This window comes from Microbacterium sp. LWO14-1.2, assembly GCF_038397715.1.
Classification (GTDB): domain Bacteria; phylum Actinomycetota; class Actinomycetes; order Actinomycetales; family Microbacteriaceae; genus Microbacterium.
In genome coordinates this window covers 218,194-236,705 of the sequence record NZ_CP151633.1, presented here as the reverse complement: position 1 = coordinate 236,705, position 18,512 = coordinate 218,194, and the positions used below count along the sequence as shown (strand labels likewise).

Below are 18,512 nucleotides of genomic sequence, written 5' to 3'. Positions count from 1 at the left end.
GGTCCTCAAATCCGGTCGGCGCTGCGCTGCTCCTCGCCGCGTGCGGCGGTGCGCAGCAGTGCGCCGGCGAGGTCTGGCCACAGCTCATGCGGGATGAGGTGCCCCATGTCGGGGTGCACCTGCAGCTCGGCGCCGGGCACGGCCTCGGCGATGTCGACCGCCGCCGCCCAGTGCAGCACGTCGTCGTCGCGTCCGTGGAAGACCAGTGCGGGTGCGCGCACTCCTCGCAGATCGTCGAGGCGCTCCGGGGCGCGACGCAGCGCCGCCCATTGACGCGAGTAACCCGCCGGGTGGTAGCCGCGGTCGTAGGCCTCACCCGCGGCACGAACGTGCCACTCGACCTGCGGGTCGTAGCGCCCGGAGGGGCCGCTCTGCACGGCCGCGGCGGCGAAGGCGACCGCCTGCTCCCTCGACACGCGCACGGGCGCCTCGGCGAGCTCCGGGCGCTCCCCGTGCAGCACGTATCGCGGTGACTGCCCGGGGAGGGTGGAGAGGAGCCCGAGGCTGCGCACCCGCTCGGGGTGGTGGATCGCGAGCATCTGCGCCATCATCCCGCCCATCGAATGCCCGGCGATGTGGGCGGACGCGACACCCAGCTCGTCCAGCACGCGCAGCACGTCCTCCGCGAGATCGATCAGGTCGTAGCCGCCGTCGACCTCGTCGTCGCCACCGAACAGCTGCGACAGCCCGGTGTCGCGATTGTCGAAGCGCACGACCCGCAGACCTCCATCGACGAGCAGGCCGATGAACTCCTCATCCCAGCTCAGGAGTTGCGCCCCGCCGCCCGAGACGAGCACGAGGACGGGGGAGTCGTCGGCGCCGAAGACCTCGAAGTAGAGGCGCACGTCGGCGGATTCGGTGTACGGCATCTGTTCTCCTCGCGCATCGGGATCGGGGTGAGCGTCGGGTGTGCTGCGAGTCTAGGTTCGCGCCAGGGCGCGAGTGATGTGTCGACCGCATATACAAGCGCCCTGGCGATGAGTGTTCCACCCATCGTCGCCCCTGTCGTGCGCTCCTAGTGTCATCTGTGACCCCAGCGCCGCGGACCCGGCGGCTGGATGGAAGGAAGGTGGCCGATGCCGACCAACAGCCGAATCTCCGGACTGCGCGATCACACCCCCGACGAGCGGCTCTCGCTCGTCGCGGAAGGAGCCGGGATCGAGCCGGACACCCTGAAGGCGCTGCGTCCCGACGACGGCCTCTCGCTCGCGCAGGCCGACCACATGATCGAGAACGTCGTGGGGATGGTCGGCATCCCGGTCGGCGTCGCCACGAACTTCACGATCGACGGTGTCGACCGGCTCGTGCCGATGGCGACGGAGGAGCCGAGCGTGGTCGCAGCGGCGTCGAACGCCGCCCGCATGGCCCGCGACCTCGGCGGCTTCACGACCTCGTACACCGGCGACGTCATGATCGCGCAGATCCAGGTGCTCGACGCCGTCGACCCGCACGGCACGCGCTTCGCGCTGCTGGAGGCCGAGAGCGAGCTGCTCGCGCTCGCGAACGAGCAGGACCCGATGCTCGTCTCGCTCGGCGGCGGCGCCTTCGCCATCTCGGTGCGCGTGCTGCCGACCAGGGCGGGAACGCAGGTCATCGTGCATCTGCACGTGGACGTGCGGGACGCGATGGGCGCGAACGCGGTGAACACGATGGCCGAGGCCATCGCGCCGCGAATCGCGGAGCTCGCCGCGACGCGCACGCTGCTGCGCATCCTCACCAACAAGGCCGAGCTGCGGCTCACGAGGGCGCGTGCCGTGTTCGACGCCGAACTGCTCGGCGGCGCCCAGGTCGTCGACGACATCGTCGCCGCGAGCGCGTTCGCCGAGGCCGATCCGTACCGTGCGGCCACGCACAACAAGGGCATCATGAACGGCATCACCGCGGTCGTGCTCGCGACCGGCAACGACACCAGGGCCGTCGAGTCGGGCTGCCACTCGCACGCTGCCCGCGCCGGCGGGTACACCGCGCTCTCGCAGTTCGAGAAGGATGCCGACGGCAACCTCGTCGGCACGCTCGAAGTGCCTCTCGCGGTCGGTCTCGTCGGCGGCGCGACGCGGGCGCACCCCGCAGCGCAGGCCGCGGTGCGTCTTCTCGGGGTCGGCACAGCCAGGGAGCTGGCGAGCGTGATCGCCGCCGTCGGGCTCGCTCAGAACCTCGCGGCATGCCGGGCGCTGGCCGCCGAGGGCATCCAGCGTGGACACATGACGCTGCACGCGCGCACGGTCGCCGCCTCCGCGGGCGCCACGGTCGACGAGATCGGAGCGGTCGCCGCCCGCATCGTCGCCGACCGGCGCATCCGCGTCGAGCACGCCCGTGACGTGCTCGCCGAGCTGCGTGCGGGCGGGGGCGACGCATGAGCGACGCCCTGCCCGCGCCGCGGGTCGTCCGAGAGGACGGCCTGCCGTCTCGCGTGACGGTGTTCGAGGTGGGGCCCCGCGACGGGCTCCAGGCGGAGACCGACATCATCCCGGCCCCGGTCAAGGCGCAGCTCTGCCGGCGGCTCTACGCGGCGGGCAGCCGCGACGTCGAGGTCACGAGCTTCGTCCCGCCCACCTGGATCCCGCAGCTGGCGGACGCCGAGCAGGTCGTCGCCTCGCTCGAGGTGCCCGACGGGGCGCGCGCGGTCGGGCTGGTCCCGAACCTGCGGGGACTCCAGCGGGCCGTGGAGGCCGGCATCCGCGAGGTGTCGGTCGTCGTGAGCGCCACCGAGTCGTTCGCCGGAGCGAACCTCAACACGAGCCGCGCCGGGGCGATCGACCGCGCGGTCGAGGTCATCGACGCCGCCACGGCACAGGGCATCCCCGTGCGCGGGTACGTGTCGATGGCGTTCGGCGACCCGTGGGAGGGTCCCGTCGGGTTCGACGCCGTAACCTCGGCCGCCCGTGCCCTGCACGAGGCGGGAGCGCGGACGATCGCGATCAGCGACACCATCGGCGTCGCCACGCCCGGCCACACCGCCGCCGTCATCCAGGAGTCGCTCGCGGTGGGGATCCCCGTGGAGGGGATCGCGCTTCACCTGCACGACACCTACGGGCAGTCTCTCGCCAACGTGCACGCGGCCCTGCGCCTCGGGGTCGCGGAGTTCGACGCGTCTGTCGGCGGACTCGGTCGATGCCCGTACGCCAAGGGCGCGACCGGTAACCTCGCGACAGAGGATCTCGTGTGGATGCTGCACGGACTGGGCATCGAGACGGGACTCGATCTCGGTGCCCTCGCCGCCACCACGCTGTGGCTCTCCCGTCTCCGCAACGTCCGCCCCGCGTCGAACGTCGCCCGTGCGTTCGCCGCCGCGGGGCTCGACGCCCCCGAACCCGCACAGGAGGTCACCACCGCATGATCGACACCACCCTTCCCGCACCCGGCGCCCTCGCCGGCGTCACCGTGATCGACCTCTCGCGCGTGCTGGCCGGTCCCTATGCGTCGCAGACCCTCGCCGACCTCGGCGCGACCGTCATCAAGGTCGAGAACCCGCGCGACCCCGACGTCTCGCGCGGCTTCCCGCCGTACCTGACCGACGGCGACGAGGAGTTCAGCGCCTATTACGCGCAGTACAACCGCGGCAAGCTCGGCGTCGGGCTCGACCTCGCCACACCGGAGGGCAAGGAGGTGCTGAAAGACCTCGTCCGCGGAGCCGACGTGCTCGTCGAGAACTTCCGCCCCGGCACCATGGAGAAGCTCGGAGTCGGATACGAGGTGTTGCGCGAGGTCAATCCGCGACTCGTCTACACCGCGATCTCGGGCTACGGGCGCACCGGGTCGCGCAGCAAGCGCCCCGCGTTCGACAACACCGCGCAGGCGGCCGGCGGCATCTGGTCGATGAACGGCTACGCCGAGCATCCTCCCGTCCGCGTCGGAGTGACGATCGGCGATCTCTCGGCGACCCTGTTCGCGGTGATCGGCACGCTGGCGGCCCTGCGACACGCCGAAGCCACCGGTGTCGGTCAGGTCGTCGACGTCGCCCAGGTCGACAGCATCGTCGCGCTCACCGAGACCGCCGTCGTCGACTACACCGTCACGGGTAAGGTCGCCTCGCCGCAGGGGAACGCCCACGCCTGGGTGCGTCCGTACGAGCTGTTCGACTGCGCGGACGGCCAGGTCTTCTTCGGGGCGTACACGGACAAGCTCTGGAACGCGAGCTGCGACCTCTTCGGAACGCCCGAGCACAAGGAGGATCCGGAGATCGACACCATGCGCAAGCGATTCGACGACGACGTGTACGAGCGGCGCGTCAAGCCGATCGTCGCCGGGTGGCTGGCGAGCCGCACGAAGCAGGAGCTCGAAGACCTCGCCGGCGATGTGGTGCCCCTCACCGCGATCAAGACGATCGGCGAGGTCGTCGACGACCCGGGGACCGCCGAGCGCGACATGATCGTCGAGGCCGACTACGGAGACCTCGGCGTCCTGCGCATGTTCGGCCAGCCCATCAAGCTGTCTGAGACACCCGCGACGCCGGCCCGCACGGCCAACAGGTTCGCCGAGCACGCCGACGAGGTGCTCGCGACGTACGCGGGATACGGCGCCGCCCGCATCGCCGAACTGCGTGCCGCAGGGGTGCTGCCGTGAGCCCGTCGTCGCGGGTCGTGCGCAGCGAGCCGATCACGACGGGCACGGTCGAGGCGTACCGCGGCACGTTCGCCGCATCCGATCCCGTGCTCGACGCGGGCGATGCGCTGCCCGCGGGGTGGGAGGGCGTGTTCTTCCCGTTCGCGGTGCCGCTGGCCGACCTGCGTCCGGACGGCACGCCCGCACGAGACGGCGTCGTCCCCGAGATCGACCTGCCCCGACGGATGTACGCGGGCGAGACGACGGAGTTCCTGCGGCCGATCCGCGTCGGCGACGAGGTCACGCAGACCACGACGCTCGGCGGTGTCGTCGAGAAGTCGGGCTCGCGCGGTCGGCTGACCTTCGTCGACATCGCCCGCGAGTACGCGGTCGCGGGCGAGGTCGCGGTGCGCAGCGTCTGGCACGACGTGTTCCTCGAGGCGGCGGACCCCGATGCCCCGCAGCGCGGCCCGCTGCCGCAGCCCTCGGTCGCGGCCGAGGCCGACTGGGTCGAAGAGATCTCGCTCGATGCGCGGCAGCTGTTCCGCTTCTCGGCGCTCACCTTCAACACCCACCTCATCCACTACGACCGGGCCTGGGCGCGCGAGGTCGAAGGGCTGCCCGATCTCCTCGTGCACGGGCCGCTCACGCGCATCCTGCTCATGGACGCGGCCCGGCACCACGCCGACGGGCGCGTGCCCACCCGTCTCGACGTGCGGGCGATCGCGCCCATCCTCGTGGACCGGCCGCTGCGGCTCGTGGGTGGCGGAGTGACGGCCGACGGCCTGCGCGTCACGGCCATCGACCCCGACGACGTGGTGCTCGCCATCGCCGACATCACCTTCTCCGAGCGCTGACGCACCGGAGCTGTGCATTCGGCACAGTTTGCCTCTGAGCACTGTTGCTGCAGAACATTGCCGCCGACATCCGTCGTCCGTACCGTGAGTGTCAGGACGACCGGTGCACCCGCACTCCCGGTTTTCGAATCGCTTGATTCACCACTTCGGCCCGTCGATTTCTGCAAGGCACGCGATTCGAAAGTCCACCTGACAGCCACCGACCTGGAGACGCCATGAGGCACAACCCCGACTACGCGCTCGACGACGTCGATGCCGTGCGCGCGCTCGTGCGCGAGAACCCGTGGGCGACCATCGTCAGCCACGTGCCCGGTACGGGGCTCGTCGCCTCGCACTACCCGGTGCTGCTCGACGAGGATGCCGAGGGCATCGTGCTGGTGAGCCACGTCGGCCGCCCCGACGAACGGCTGCACGAGCTCGGACAGCACGAGACGATGGTCATCGTCTACGGCCCGCAGGGGTACGTCTCGCCGGGGTGGTACGAGTCATCGCCCGCCGTCCCCACCTGGGACTTCGCCGTCGCCCACCTGCACGGGACCCCTGAACTGCTCTCGGACGACGAGAACCTGGCGGTGCTCGACCGTCTGGTCGCCTGGTTCGAGCGCCCGCTGCCCGATCCGTTCCTCATGCACCGCTCGCTGGAGAACACCGCCTACGCGGAGCGGATCGTGCACGGCACGGTCGGCTTCCGTCTCCGGGTCGATCGCGTCGAGGCGAAGGACAAGATGAGTCAGGACAAGCCGGCTGCCGTGATCGCGCGCGTGATCGATGCGCTGCGCCGACCGGGCCCGTACGAGAACCGGAGGCTCGCCGACCGCATCGCTGCGGTCAACCGCGAGGCTCTGCACGCAGAGGAGGAGACCGCATGACCGCGTTCGTGGGTGTGCAGGACATGGTGGAGTGGATCTCGCGTCGCGGCGCCGAGGCGATCATGACCGAGATGGCGGAGACGATCGAGACGGACTTCCGCCGGTGGGAGTCGTTCGACAAGAGCGAGCGGGTCGCGAACCATACGCCGTTCGGGGTGATCGAGCTGATGCCGATCAGCGACCCCGACACCTACGCGTTCAAGTACGTCAACGGGCACCCGTTCAATCCGGGCCGCGGGTATCAGACCGTGACGGCGTTCGGGGTGCTCGCGGACGTGCACAACGGCTATCCGGTGTTCCTCGCGGAGATGACGATGCTCACCGCGCTGCGGACGGCGGCGACGTCGGCGATGGTCGCTCGTCGGCTCGCCCGGCCGGACTCGACGGTGATGGCGATGATCGGTGCGGGGAGTCAGGCGGAGTTCCAGGCACTCGCGTTCCGCGGGGTGCTGGGTGTGTCACGGCTGCGGGTGTTCGACGTGGACGCGCGGGCGACGGAGAAGTTCGTGCGGAACCTGGAGCCTCGGGGGTTCGAGATCACGGTGTGCTCGTCGGCCGCGGAGGCCGCGTCGGGCGCGGACATCGTCACGACGTGCACGGCAGACAAGGCCGTCGCGCAGGTGCTCGCGGATGCCGACGTGGCTGCGGGGATGCACATCAACACGATCGGCGGCGACTGCCCAGGCAAGACCGAGCTGGATCCGCGGATTCTGGAGCGCGGGCCGGTGTTCGTGGAGTACACGCCGCAGACTCGCGTGGAGGGGGAGATCCAGAACGTCGCGGCGGACTTCCCGGTGACGGAGTTCTGGCGGGTGCTGGACGGCTCGGCGCCGGGCCGCACCTCGTCGGAGCAGGTGACGATCTTCGACTCGGTGGGGTTCGCCCTGGAGGACTTCTCGGCGCTGCGGCACCTGCGCGCGGATCTCGCCGGCAGCGGGCTGGACACCGAGATCGACCTCGTCGCGACGCCCGAGGACCCGAAGGACCTCTTCGGCTTCGCCACGTCTCCGGTACCCGTCGGCTGACCGGACCCGTCCAGACCCACCTCGCGCCCCGGGCGCCGAGAGGAGCAGCATGAGCGACACCCAGCCACTGCGCGACAGCCTGACACTCCGCGACGTGCGCGCGTACGACGGCGGCGACCCCGTCGACGTGGTCGTGCGCGATGGGCTCATCGCGGCCGTCGAGCCGGCGGGCGGCGCACCCGCCACCGGTGAGGTCGTCGACGCCGAGGGCCGCTGGATCGGCCCGGGCCTGTGGGATGCTCACGTGCACTTCACGCAGCATGTGATCCGCCGGCGCCGTCTCGACCTCACCGAGACCCGCAGCGCCGACGACGTGCTCGATGTCGTCCGGCGGGCGCGCGCGGATGCGGCGCCGCTCAGCGACGGAGTGCTGATGGGGTACGGCTTCCGTGACGGGCTCTGGCCTGTGCCGGCCACCCTCGACGCCCTCGACGATGCCGAGCGCGACGTGCCCGTCGTGCTGGTGAGCGGCGACCTGCACTGCGGCTGGATGAACCGGGCAGCCGCGAGAAGGTTCGGAGTCGAGCTCGACTCGTCAGGGCTGCTGCGCGAGGGCCCGTGGATCAGCCTGCTGCACTCCTTCGACGAGGCGTCGCACCTGCCCGCCGACGCCTACGCGGAGGCCGCCGCCGCCGCGGCCGCTCGCGGTGTGGTCGGCATCGTCGAATACGAGAACACCGACAACGTCTCGGAGTGGTCGCAGCGCACGGCATCCGGCCTCAGGAGCCTGCGCACCGACATCGCCGTGTGGCCGGACCGACTCGACGCGGCGATCGCGGACGGGTACCGCACCGGCGACGTCGTGGACGAGGCGGGGCTGGTGACCTTCGGACGGCTGAAGGTGGTCGTGGACGGCTCGCTCAACACCAGGACCGCCTGGTGCTGGGATCCCTACCCCGGCATGGATCCCGGCCACCCGCACGCGTGCGGGCTCGAGAGCGTCCCCGTGCCCGAGCTGCGCCGCCTGCTCGACCGCGCCCGCGGTGCCGGCATCGACGCGGCCGTGCACGCGATCGGCGATCGGGCGAACACCGAGGTGCTCGACACCTTCGAGGATCTCGGCATGCGGGGCGTGATCGAGCACGCGCAGCTGGTGCGCGACGACGACTTCGACCGCTTCGCACGCCTGGGTCTCATCGCCAGCGTCCAGCCGGAGCACGCCATGGACGATCGAGACGTCGCCGACCACCACTGGGCCGGCCGCACCGGGCGGGCGTTCGCGTTCGGCTCGCTGCACCGGTCCGGCGCCGCGCTGCGGCTGGGCTCGGACGCGCCGGTCGCGCCCCTCGACCCGTGGATCTCACTCTCGGCGGCGACCGCTCGGAGCAGGGGCGACCGCGAGGCGTGGCACCCGGAGCAGCGGCTGCCGCTCGACGTGGCTCTCGCGGCATCCGTCCGCTCCTCCCTCTCGGTGGGGCAGCCGGCCGACCTCGTGCTCACCGACCGGGACCCCTACGCCTGCGACCGCGACGGACTGCGGGGGATGCCGGTCGCCGCGACCCTCCTCGGCGGACGCTTCACCCACCGGGCGCTCTGATGGGCGCCGTCACCTTCGTCAACGGCCGGGTGTTCACTGGCGAGTCCGAGACCGGTTTCGCGTCGGCGTTCCGCGTCGTCGACGGTCGGATCGACTGGGTCGGTGCGACCGACGAGGCGGCGTCGACCGGGGAGGCCGCCGGCGAGATCGTCGACCTCGGCGGCCGTACGGTGCTCCCCGGACTGATCGACAGCCACACGCACCCCGCGCTGCTCGCGGGCACGGCAGCCGCCGTCGAGTGCTTCCCGCCCGCCGTGCGGAGCGTCGACGACCTCGTCGCGACGCTGCGCGCTCACGCCGAGACGATCAGCGCTGCAGACGCCTGGGTCCTCGGGCGCGGCTTCGACGACACGAAGTTCCCCGACGGCGCCATGCCGACGGCCGCAGACCTGGATCGCATCGGCACCGACCGGCCTGTGCTGGTATGGCGGTGCGACGCGCACTCGGCGGTCTGCAACACCGCAGCGCTGGAACTCGCCGGGATCACCGCGACGACCCCCGACCCCGACGGCGCGCGCTTCGAGCGCGACGCGGACGGGCGACCCAACGGCATCCTCACCGAGATCGCGGCCGTCGATGCGGTCGCCGCCTTCATCCCGGCACCGAGCAGGGACGAGCAGATCGACGCGATCGTGTCGATCGGCGACGAGCTGGCATCGCGCGGGATCGTCGCCGTGTGCGATCTGCTCTCGTCGCGGATCGATCGGCCGCTCGACACCTTCCGCGCGGCCGCAGAGCGGGGTCTGCGCACGAGGGTCGCCCTCTACCCGGGGTGGGATCCCGCCGCGCCGCTCGACGACATCGGCGCGGACGACCGCGACGGACCGATCCGGATCGCGGGGGTCAAGGTCGTGCTCGACGGCGCCTACTCCAACCGCACGGCCTGGGTGCACGAGGCGTACCCTGGCTCGTGCGACCACGGGCTCCGGCTGGTCGACGACGACGATGTGCTCGCAGCAGGGGAGTGGGCGCGCCGCAACGGCGTGCAGCTCGCCGTCCACGCGATGGGCGATCGCGCGCTCGACCGCGTCGTGGAGCTCTTCGAGCACCAGGAGCCCTGGCTTGACGGCATCCCCTCCGTGCGCATCGAGCACGCGACGATCGTGAGCGATGCCTACCTCGCCCGTCTGCGGGCCGCGCGCATGCGCTTCGGCATCGCCACCCACACCGTGTTCTTCTTCGCCGAGTACGACGGCTACGAGAAGGCGCTGCGGGTCGAACAGGTCCCCGATGCGTATCCCATCGCCCGGCTCTACGCCGGGCTCGATCCGCTCGCTCTCTCGTCCGATCGCCCCGCCACCGCGTGGAGCGGCGCCGACGACGTGATGCTCTCCGTCGAGGCCGCGGTGCGCCGGCGTACCTACAACGGCGTCGAGTTCGGCCCGGAGGCGGCGATCACGGTACCCCAGGCTCTGCTGCTCTACACCTCGCGGGCGGCGCGTCTGTCGCCGCTCACCGGTGTCGGGATGCTGGCCCCCGGGTTCGACGGCAGCTTCGCGGTGCTGGAGCGCGACGTGTTCTCGGTGGCGGCCGACGAGATCGCCGACGTACGCGTCGCCGAGACCTGGATCCGCGGAGAGCGGGTGTTCCGAAGGGAGGGGATGTGACCGACGCATCCTTCCGCCCCCTCGAGGGCGTGCGCGTGATCGATTTCACGAGGCTGCTCGCCGGGCCCTCGGCGACCATGACGCTCGCGGAGCTCGGAGCCGAGGTCGTCAAGGTCGAGCAGCCGGGGTCTGGCGATGAGACCCGGCACTGGGGTCCGCCGTTCGTGCACGGATCGAGCGCCTACTTCCAGGCGATCAACCGCGGCAAGCGCAGCATCGTCCTCGATCTCACCGCCGAGGCGGATCGGGAGGTCGCGCACGCGTTGATCGCATCGGCGGACGTCGTGGTGGAGAGCTTCCGTCCCGGAGTCGCCGACCGGCTGGGCATCGGCGCCGAGGAGATGGTCGCCCGCTTCCCGGCGCTCGTGTACGCCTCGATCAGCGGCTTCTCGCAGACGGGACCCCTGTCGGCGGAACCGGGGACGGCCGTGACCGTCGAGGCCGAGTCCGGTCTCATGCACGTGACCGGCTACGAGGGCGCGGATCCCGTGCGCTCGGGGGTCGCGATGGTCGACATCGCGACCGGCATGGCCATGGTGAACGGGGTGCTGGCTGCGCTGCTGGAACGCGAGCGCACGGGCCGGGGGCGACGTCTGGAGTTCTCGCTGTTCGCGACGGCTCTCAGCGCGCTCGGCACCGTGATCGCCTCGTCCTCCGCCGGCGGGCCTCCCGCCAAGCCGTGGGGGAGTTCGCATCCGTCGATCGTGCCGTATCGCGCGTTCGCGGTGGCGGACGGGCACGTCGTCCTCGGGGCGACGAACGACCCGATGTTCGCGCGGCTGATCGCCGCGCTCGACCTCGGTGCCGAGCTCGGTGGCGAGGGGTGGGCGCGCAATCGCGATCGGGTCGCGGGTCGAGCGGCGATCGAGGGCGTCCTCGCCGGACGCCTCGCCGATCTCGACCTCGACGTCGTCGTCGAGCGCCTGCGGGCCGCCCGCGTCCTCGTCGCACGGGTGCGCAGCCCCGAGGAGGCCGCGCGGGGAGCTCAAGCCGCGGCGCTGGGGATGATCGACGACGACGACGGGGTCACGATCGCCCGCTCCGCGCTGGCGACGAACGGCACGGCCAGACTGTCGAGGGCCCCCGTGCTCGACGCCGACGGGCCGGCGCTCCGAGCCGAACTGCGGTCGTGATCACGGTCCACCGGCTGCGCGGATCACCCGTCGCCGAGAAGCCGCACGCGGCAGGCGAGTTCGACGGCGAACCTCGCGTCGGGGTCGTCCAGGTCGATGCCGAGCAGCTCGCGGATGCGGCGCATGCGGTATCCGACGCCGTTCGGATGCAGTGTCAGCTCGCGTCCGGCGTGCACGAGCGAGCCCTCGTGCCCGAGATAGGCCAGCAGCGTGCGGACGGACTGTCTGGCGCGCTCCGGCCCGAGCTCGTCGAGCGGACGCAGGATGTCCTGCAGCAGCTCCCTGCTGATGGGCGAGGCGTACACGTCGAGCAGCACGCGTCGCAGCCCCGTCACGTCGGTGAGCTCGACGCCGCCCAGGCGCCCGGCGGCGATCGCCGACTCCGCCGCGATGCGCGCCTCGGCCGCGGACTGGCGCAGACCGAGCGCCCCCACCTGGGGCGTGCCGAGTCCGAGCGTGTACGCCCAGTCCGCGCCGGCGATCTCCTGCGCCTGCCGCTGGATGCGCGCGGCCACCTCCCGCACGCGGCGCTGATGGTCGCCGGCTCCGTGCTCCTCGGTGCAGACCAGCAGCAGATCGTCCTGCAGGAAGGCGACGTGCCACATCTCCGCGCGCGACTCGACGAGCTGCAGGGCGAACAGTTCGAGCGCCGGCTGCACGCTGCGCGGCGCCCTGGCATCGGGGTCGGCCCGACGGGTGGGGCTGAGCCAGGCGACCACGTGCGAGCGGGCGAGGGGGAGGCCGAGCCGCGCGGCCTGCGGAACGAATCCCTCTGCACGAGACGGGTCGGCGAGAACGAGCTCGAGCAGCAGGTCGGCGCGCGACTGCGTGGGGGCGAACCGGTCGCGGCTCTGCCGCTGCGCGGCGCGCGAGAGCAGTGAGGCGATGACGGGCACGGCGACCATGCTCGCATCGTCCGCCTGGGCGGCGACGAGGCGTCCGATCGGCACCTCGCCGATGAACACCGCGTCGGCCTCTGTCCAGGCGGCCGCGGCATCCGGGTCGATCGCCAGGTCGGCTCCGAGTGCGGCCCCCGCGGCCGCGAGGATGCTCTCGGTCGTGCTGTCGGGGGCGGAGGCGGCCTCCGACGCGACGGCGATCGCTCGCGCACCGCGCATCATCGCCTCGGAGGCCCCGCCCGAGATGGCGCGGTCGATCGTCTTCGCGAGCTCGGCCGCCGTGCTGCCGGTCGCGGAGAACACGGGCACCCCGCCTCGCTCCGCCAGCACCCTGGCGGTCTCCGCGAGGGTCAGGGGGGTCGTGAACACGAGACCCGCGAGCCCGCGGGCGCTGGCCTGGCGCAGAGCGACGTCGATGCGGAAGGGCGGCGGCTGCTCGTCGCCGGCGATGATCGCGAGCGTCCCGCTGGCGAGAGCGTCGATCCGGTCGACGGCGGCGAGGTCGACGCGCGCGACCTGGCGGTCGTCGACAGGGCCCGCGTGCAGTCGGAGGCCGAGGCGGTCGGCATCATCGCGAAGGTCGAGGATCGAGTACTGTGCCATGCGCACAGTATGCAGGGAAACACTGGACGCTGCGAACATTGCTCCTCTCGTGCACCCTCCGTACCGTGAAGTCATGGCTCAGACTTCCCCCGCCGCGGCCACAGCGGCACCGATCACCGAGATCACGGCAGACGACATCGCCGCGCTCGGCGTCGGCACCGCGATCTTCGGCACCGGAGGCGGCGGCGCCGTGTACACGTCGCAGATCATGGTCGAGAACGCGCTGCGCGAGCACGGACCCGTACCGCTCGTCCGCGTCGACGACCTCGGACCCGAGGACGTCGTGATCCTCATGTCGGGCATCGGCGCTCCGACGGTCGGCATCGAGATGCTCTCGGCATCGGGGCAGATCCACGCTCTGCTCGCCGAGGCCGAGCGCCTGCTCGGTCGCCCGGTCACGACGCTCATGGCGGCCGAGATCGGCGGGAGCAACGGCGTGCAGCCGATCGGCTGGGCCGCGCGGCTGGGCCTCAAGGTGCTCGACGCCGACGGCATGGGCCGAGCGTTCCCGGATGCCGCGATGGTGGCCATGAACGTGGCGGGCGTCCCCTGCGAATGGGCCGTGCAGAGCGACGTCGTCGGCAACATCTCGGTCATGAAGACCATCGACCTGCACTGGCTCGAGCGCCACGCGCGCGCTCTCACCGTCGCGAGCGGATCGATCTGCATCGGCGCCCACTACCCGATGACGGCCGACACCGTGCGGGGATCGGTCATCGAGGGCACCGTGAGCGCCGCCCTCCGGGTCGGACACGCGCTGATGTCGTCGTCGGACCCGGTGTCCGCAGTCGCCGCGGAACTCGACGCCCGTGTGCTCATGACCGGCAAGATCACCGATCTCGACCGCCGCACGGTCGGCGGGTTCGTGCGCGGCTCGGTCACCATCACCGGGACGGGCGCCGACCGCGGCCGACTGCAGCGCCTCGAACTGCAGAACGAGAACCTGCTCGTGCTCGAGGACGGCGAGGTGCTCGTCAGCGTCCCCGATCTCATCACGATCATCGACGCCGAGACCGGCCACGCCATCACCACCGAGATGCTGCGCTTCGGGCAGCGGGTGTCGGTCCTGGCCTGGGCGTGCGATCCGATCTGGCGCACCGACCGCGGTCTCGAACTGGCGGGGCCCGCCGCCTTCGGCTACGACCTGCCGTACGTCCCCTTCGAAGGAGCGAACCGATGACCGCGCGCGACCTGTCCATCGGCGTCGACGTCGGAGGGACGAACACCGACGCCGTCGTCCTCGACGGAGACGGCCGCGTTCTCGCCTGGACCAAGCGGGCGACGACCGACGACATCACCGGCGGCATCCGCGCCGGCATCCGCGATGTGCTCGCCGCGATCGGCGACGACCGGTCGCGGGTCTCCCGGGTCATGCTCGGAACGACGCACGCGACCAACGCGATCGTGCAGCGGCGGCAGCTCGACCGGGTGGCCATGATCCGTCTCGGTGCTCCCGCCGCGACGGAGTATCCGCCTCTGACCGGCTGGCCGGAAGACCTCGTGAGCATGGTGCTGGCCGGCTCGACCATGCTCGGCGGCGGTCACATGGTCGACGGCACCCCGATCGCTCCGCTCGACCGCGACGGCATCCTCCGCTTCGTCGACGGGCTCGCCGGCTTCGACGCGATCGCCGTCGCCGGCATCTTCAGTCCCTCATCGCCCGAGCAGGAGCTGGAGGTCGCCGAGCTGCTGCGCGGTCACCTCGGGCAGGACACCCGCGTGTTCCTCAGTCAGGACATCGGCCCGACGGGTCTGCTCGAGCGCGAGAACGCCACGCTGCTGAACGCGGCCCTGTACAGCGTCGCGCGATCGGTGACCGAGGCACTCGTCACGGTCGTGGCCGAGGAAGGCCTCGACGCCGCGACGTTCTTCGCCCAGAACGACGGCACACTGATGTCCCTCGACTACGCGGCCCAGTACCCGGTGCTGACGATCGGCTCTGGCCCGGCGAATTCGATCCGAGGGGCGGCCTACCTGTCCGGTCACGACGACGCGATCGTCATCGACGTCGGCGGCACGACCTCCGACCTCGGCGTCGTGGTCGGCGGCTTCCCGCGTGAGTCGACGCTGCCGCGCGAGATCGGCGGAGTGCGCACGAACTTCCGGATGCCCGACATCCTCAGCGTGGGCATCGGCGGCGGCACCATCGTCGACGTCGAGTCCGGGCGCGTCGGGCCTGACTCCGTCGGCTACCGCATCGACCGGGAGGGGCTGCTGTTCGGCGGATCGACCCCGACCCTCACCGATGCCGCCGCGCTCCAGGGCACCCCCGTGGTCGGCCGCGCACTGCCCTCGCTCACGCCGACGGTGTCCGCCGCGCTCGAGCGGGCACTGGCGGTCGTCGCCGATCGGCTCGACGAGGCCGTCGAGCGTCTCTCGCTCGGGCGGATGGACATCCCGCTCGTCGTCGTGGGAGGTGGCGGATTCCTCGTGCCGGACAGTCTTCCCAGCGCGGGCCGCATCCTCCGCCCCGAGCACGGGGGCGTGGCCAATGCGGTCGGCGCCGCCATCTCGCTCGCCGGCGGACGTGCCGATCAGATGGCGCCCATGGGCGATCGCGAGACGGCGATCGAGCAGGCCTCCGAGGCTGCGGTCGCGAAGGCGATCCAGGCGGGAGCCGATCCGCTGCAGGTCTCCGTGGTCGAGGTCCTCGAGACCCATGTGCCGTACACCACGCAGCCCACCGTCAACGTCACGGTCAAGGCAGCCGGCCCACTGGCCCGATTGTCGGCCGAGGCCCCCGTCCGCTGACACCCAGACCCGTCCGCACCACAGCTCCACCCACCCGAAATCAGGAGAACGCTATGAAACGCAGTACCGCAGTACCCGTGGCCGCCGCTCTCTCCATCCTCGCGCTGACACTGGCGTCGTGCGCGGGGTCGTCCGATCAGTCCGGCCCGGATGAGGGCGACTTCGTCTCCGGCGGCACCTTCGTCACCGCGGTGAACGACGATCCCGGTGACCTCGACCCGATGAAGGCGGTCTCGCCCGACACGTTCTCGGTCGTCAGCCTCGCCTACGAGTCGCTGATCGCGGTGACCGCGGACGGCGACCTCGTGCCCTGGCTCGCCGAGAGCTGGGACGAGACGGGCACCGAGGTCGTGTTCACCCTCAAGGACGGGATCACCTGCACGGACGGGTCCGAGTTCACGGCCCAGACCGTGGCCGACAACCTGAACTACAACGCCGACCCGGCCAACGCCACGTTCTCGTACGGATCGGTCATCGACGAGCGGATCTCGGCGACCGCCGACGGCGACACCGTCACGGTCACGAGCACCGAGAACAACCCGTTCCTCGCGGTCAACGTCGGCACGATCATGCTGGTCTGCGATGCAGGCCTCGAAGACACCACGGCGCTGGCCGACACGACCGACGGCACGGGCCTCTACGGCCTGAGCGATGTGAAGCCCGGCGACACCTACACGTTCACGAAGCGCGACGGGTACACCTGGGGTCCCGACGACGTCACGAGCGACACCGAGGGTCTGCCCGACACGATCGAAGCCCGTGTGGTGACCGACGAGAGCACGGCGTCGAACCTGCTCCTGTCGGGCGAGCTCAACGCGGCGACGATCACCGGAGCCGACCGCGCGCGTCTCGACGGCGCCGGCCTCACCCACACCGGCGTGCGCAACCCCGTCGGCATGATGCTCTTCAACGAGAAGGAGGGACGTCCGTTCGCCGACCCGCTCGTGCGCGAGGCGCTGTCGATCGCGATCGACCGCGGCGAGGTGGGCACGGTCATCGCCGACGGCGAGGGGCTGGAGCCGATCTCCCTCGTCACCAAGAACCCGCTCCTCTGCGTCGCCGACGAACCGGAATGGACCCTGCCCGACACCGACCTCGACCGCGCGGGAGAGCTGCTCGACGAGGCGGGATGGGCGCTGAACTCCGACGGCCTCCGCGAGAAGGACGGCGTGCCGCTGACGATCAAGTTCGTCTACAACGCGCCCACCTCGACCCACGCGGCCGCCGCCGAGCTCGTCAAGGAGGCCTGGGACGGCCTCGGCGTCACGACCGAGCTCACCGCGAACGACGCGGCGGCCTGGTCGGAGCAGCTGTTCTCGACCTTCGACTGGGACACGGGCTGGGTGCAGGTCGCACCGGGCGGACCGGTGATCCTGTCCACCTTCTTCGACGGCGCCACCCCCGACCAGGGCGGGCTGAACTTCATGTGGGTCGACAACCCCGAGTACTCGGCCCTCGTCGCGGAGGCGTCGAGCGCGACGCCCGAGGACAGCTGCGGCATCTTCCAGGATGCCGAGAAGCAGCTCATCGAGCGCTTCGACGTGTTCCCGGTGATCGACAACATCCTGCCGACCTACCAGTCGGGCGCGGTGTTCGAGCAGCCGAACTACATCCAGCCGACCTCGATCCGGATGCTGGGCTGACATGACGACGACTCCTCCTCCCGCGACCGCCGAGGTGGTCGACACGACCACGGCCGCCCTGGCGGCGCGGGCGGAGGAGCGCCGCCTGCGCCGGGGACTGTCCCCGCGCACGGCCTTCCTGCTGCGTCGCCTCGGTCGGCTCGTGCTCTCCCTGGCCGTCGTGGTCGTCGCGTCCTTCCTGCTCATGTACCTCGTGCCGGGCGACCCCGTGCGCGCGGCGCTCGGTCAGAGCGCGACACCGCAGCTCGTCGAGGCGACGCGGGCGCAGCTCGGCCTCGACCGTCCGATGGGGGAGCAGTTCCTCCGTTACCTCGGCGGTCTCGTGACCGGCGACCTGGGGACGTCCGTGCGGCTGCAGAGGCCCGTGACCGATGTGCTGTCCCAGCGCTTCCCGACCACACTGCTGCTCGCCGTTCTCGCTTTCGTGATCGCCGTCGTCGGGGCGCTGCCCGCGGGGATCGGCGCCGCGGTGCTCGCGCGATCCGGTCGTCGGCGAGGGCTCTCGATCGCCCTGTCGGCCTTCCTCGGCATCCTCATCGCCGTGCCGAGCTTCCTCGTCGCCGTCGCGCTCATCGCGCTTTTCGCCGTGGAACTCGGATGGCTCCCCGCCGCAGGGTGGGGCAAGCCGGCGGACGCCGTGCTGCCGGTCATCGCCCTGGCCGTCGGCCCGATGGCGTACCTCGTGCGGATCGTGCAGGTCGAGATGCTCGCCGTGCTCGACACCACGTACATGACGACCGCGCGCGCCAAGCGCCTGCCTCGGCGACTGATCTACTTGCGGCACGCGCTGCCGAACATCGTCACCTCCACCCTGACGGTCGGCGGCCTCATCCTCGCCGGTCTCACGGCAGCGACCGTGCTCATCGAGACGGTGTTCGCGATCCCCGGGCTCGGCACGATCATGGTGTCCTCGGTCGGAGCGAAGGACTACCCGATGGTGCAGGGCGTGGTCATCGTCTACGCGCTCATCGTGCTCGGCGTGAACCTCGTGGTCGACGTCATCCTCGCCACCATCGACCCGCGTTCCTCGATCACGGAGGGCTGAG

General features: G+C 71.3%; 15 protein-coding genes. 13 read left to right on the top strand and 2 right to left on the bottom strand.

The window, feature by feature from the left end; all coding sequences use genetic code 11:
• Window positions 1-5: 5 nt before the first annotated feature.
• Window positions 6-869 (bottom strand): alpha/beta hydrolase, encoded by an 864-nt coding sequence (locus tag MRBLWO14_RS01210; RefSeq protein ID WP_341934671.1) that lies wholly within the window; start codon window positions 867-869, stop codon window positions 6-8.
• A 207-nt stretch (window positions 870-1,076) separates the two neighbouring features.
• On the opposite strand from MRBLWO14_RS01210, the gene MRBLWO14_RS01205 reads away from it, so the two are divergent.
• From MRBLWO14_RS01205 to MRBLWO14_RS01165, 9 genes are all read left to right on the top strand, one after another.
• Window positions 1,077-2,357 carry a hydroxymethylglutaryl-CoA reductase, degradative gene (locus MRBLWO14_RS01205; protein ID WP_341934670.1) on the top strand — a complete coding sequence of 427 codons (1,281 nt, stop codon included), beginning with the start codon at window positions 1,077-1,079 and terminating at the stop codon, window positions 2,355-2,357.
• The gene (locus tag MRBLWO14_RS01200; protein ID WP_341934669.1) at window positions 2,354-3,337 is read left to right on the top strand and encodes a hydroxymethylglutaryl-CoA lyase; all 984 of its coding nucleotides are present in this window, start codon (window positions 2,354-2,356) and stop codon (window positions 3,335-3,337) included. The genes MRBLWO14_RS01205 and MRBLWO14_RS01200 overlap by 4 nt, the downstream gene beginning before the upstream one ends.
• On the top strand, window positions 3,334-4,563 hold the full coding sequence (locus MRBLWO14_RS01195) for a CoA transferase (protein WP_341934668.1): 1,230 nt from the start codon (window positions 3,334-3,336) through the stop codon (window positions 4,561-4,563). The genes MRBLWO14_RS01200 and MRBLWO14_RS01195 overlap by 4 nt, the downstream gene beginning before the upstream one ends.
• Window positions 4,560-5,399 (top strand): MaoC family dehydratase N-terminal domain-containing protein, encoded by an 840-nt coding sequence (locus MRBLWO14_RS01190; protein WP_341934667.1) that lies wholly within the window; start codon window positions 4,560-4,562, stop codon window positions 5,397-5,399. Before MRBLWO14_RS01195 ends, MRBLWO14_RS01190 begins: the two co-directional genes overlap by 4 nt.
• Before the next feature lie 215 nt (window positions 5,400-5,614).
• Entirely contained in the window at window positions 5,615-6,268 is a 654-nt protein-coding gene (locus tag MRBLWO14_RS01185; RefSeq protein ID WP_341934666.1) for an FMN-binding negative transcriptional regulator, read from the top strand.
• Window positions 6,265-7,293 carry an ornithine cyclodeaminase gene (locus MRBLWO14_RS01180; RefSeq protein ID WP_341934665.1) on the top strand — a complete coding sequence of 343 codons (1,029 nt, stop codon included), beginning with the start codon at window positions 6,265-6,267 and terminating at the stop codon, window positions 7,291-7,293. The genes MRBLWO14_RS01185 and MRBLWO14_RS01180 overlap by 4 nt, the downstream gene beginning before the upstream one ends.
• 49 nt (window positions 7,294-7,342) lie before the next feature.
• Window positions 7,343-8,830 (top strand): amidohydrolase family protein, encoded by a 1,488-nt coding sequence (locus tag MRBLWO14_RS01175; RefSeq protein WP_341934664.1) that lies wholly within the window; start codon window positions 7,343-7,345, stop codon window positions 8,828-8,830.
• Window positions 8,830-10,437: an amidohydrolase gene (locus MRBLWO14_RS01170; protein WP_341934663.1), complete on the top strand. Its 1,608-nt coding sequence runs from the start codon at window positions 8,830-8,832 to the stop codon at window positions 10,435-10,437. Before MRBLWO14_RS01175 ends, MRBLWO14_RS01170 begins: the two co-directional genes overlap by 1 nt.
• Window positions 10,434-11,570, top strand: a complete 1,137-nt coding sequence (locus MRBLWO14_RS01165) for a CoA transferase (protein WP_341934662.1) — start codon at window positions 10,434-10,436, stop codon at window positions 11,568-11,570. Before MRBLWO14_RS01170 ends, MRBLWO14_RS01165 begins: the two co-directional genes overlap by 4 nt.
• Window positions 11,571-11,593: 23 nt before the next feature.
• Here MRBLWO14_RS01165 and MRBLWO14_RS01160 read toward each other — a convergent pair whose 3' ends face one another.
• Entirely contained in the window at window positions 11,594-13,072 is a 1,479-nt protein-coding gene (locus MRBLWO14_RS01160; protein WP_341934661.1) for a helix-turn-helix domain-containing protein, read from the bottom strand.
• Window positions 13,073-13,145: 73 nt separating this feature from the next.
• On the opposite strand from MRBLWO14_RS01160, the gene MRBLWO14_RS01155 reads away from it, so the two are divergent.
• The 4 genes from MRBLWO14_RS01155 to MRBLWO14_RS01140 are packed head-to-tail and all read left to right on the top strand — an operon-like array spanning window position 13,146 to window position 18,511.
• Window positions 13,146-14,252, top strand: coding sequence for a DUF917 domain-containing protein (locus MRBLWO14_RS01155; protein ID WP_341934660.1), 1,107 nt, complete (start codon window positions 13,146-13,148; stop codon window positions 14,250-14,252).
• Window positions 14,249-15,823, top strand: a complete 1,575-nt coding sequence (locus MRBLWO14_RS01150; RefSeq protein WP_341934659.1) for a hydantoinase/oxoprolinase family protein — start codon at window positions 14,249-14,251, stop codon at window positions 15,821-15,823. The genes MRBLWO14_RS01155 and MRBLWO14_RS01150 overlap by 4 nt, the downstream gene beginning before the upstream one ends.
• Window positions 15,824-15,876: 53 nt before the next feature.
• Window positions 15,877-17,466, top strand: a complete 1,590-nt coding sequence (locus MRBLWO14_RS01145) for an ABC transporter substrate-binding protein (protein ID WP_341934658.1) — start codon at window positions 15,877-15,879, stop codon at window positions 17,464-17,466.
• Between the two features lies 1 nt (window position 17,467).
• On the top strand, window positions 17,468-18,511 hold the full coding sequence (locus MRBLWO14_RS01140) for an ABC transporter permease (RefSeq protein ID WP_341934657.1): 1,044 nt from the start codon (window positions 17,468-17,470) through the stop codon (window positions 18,509-18,511).
• Window position 18,512 lies beyond the last annotated feature (1 nt).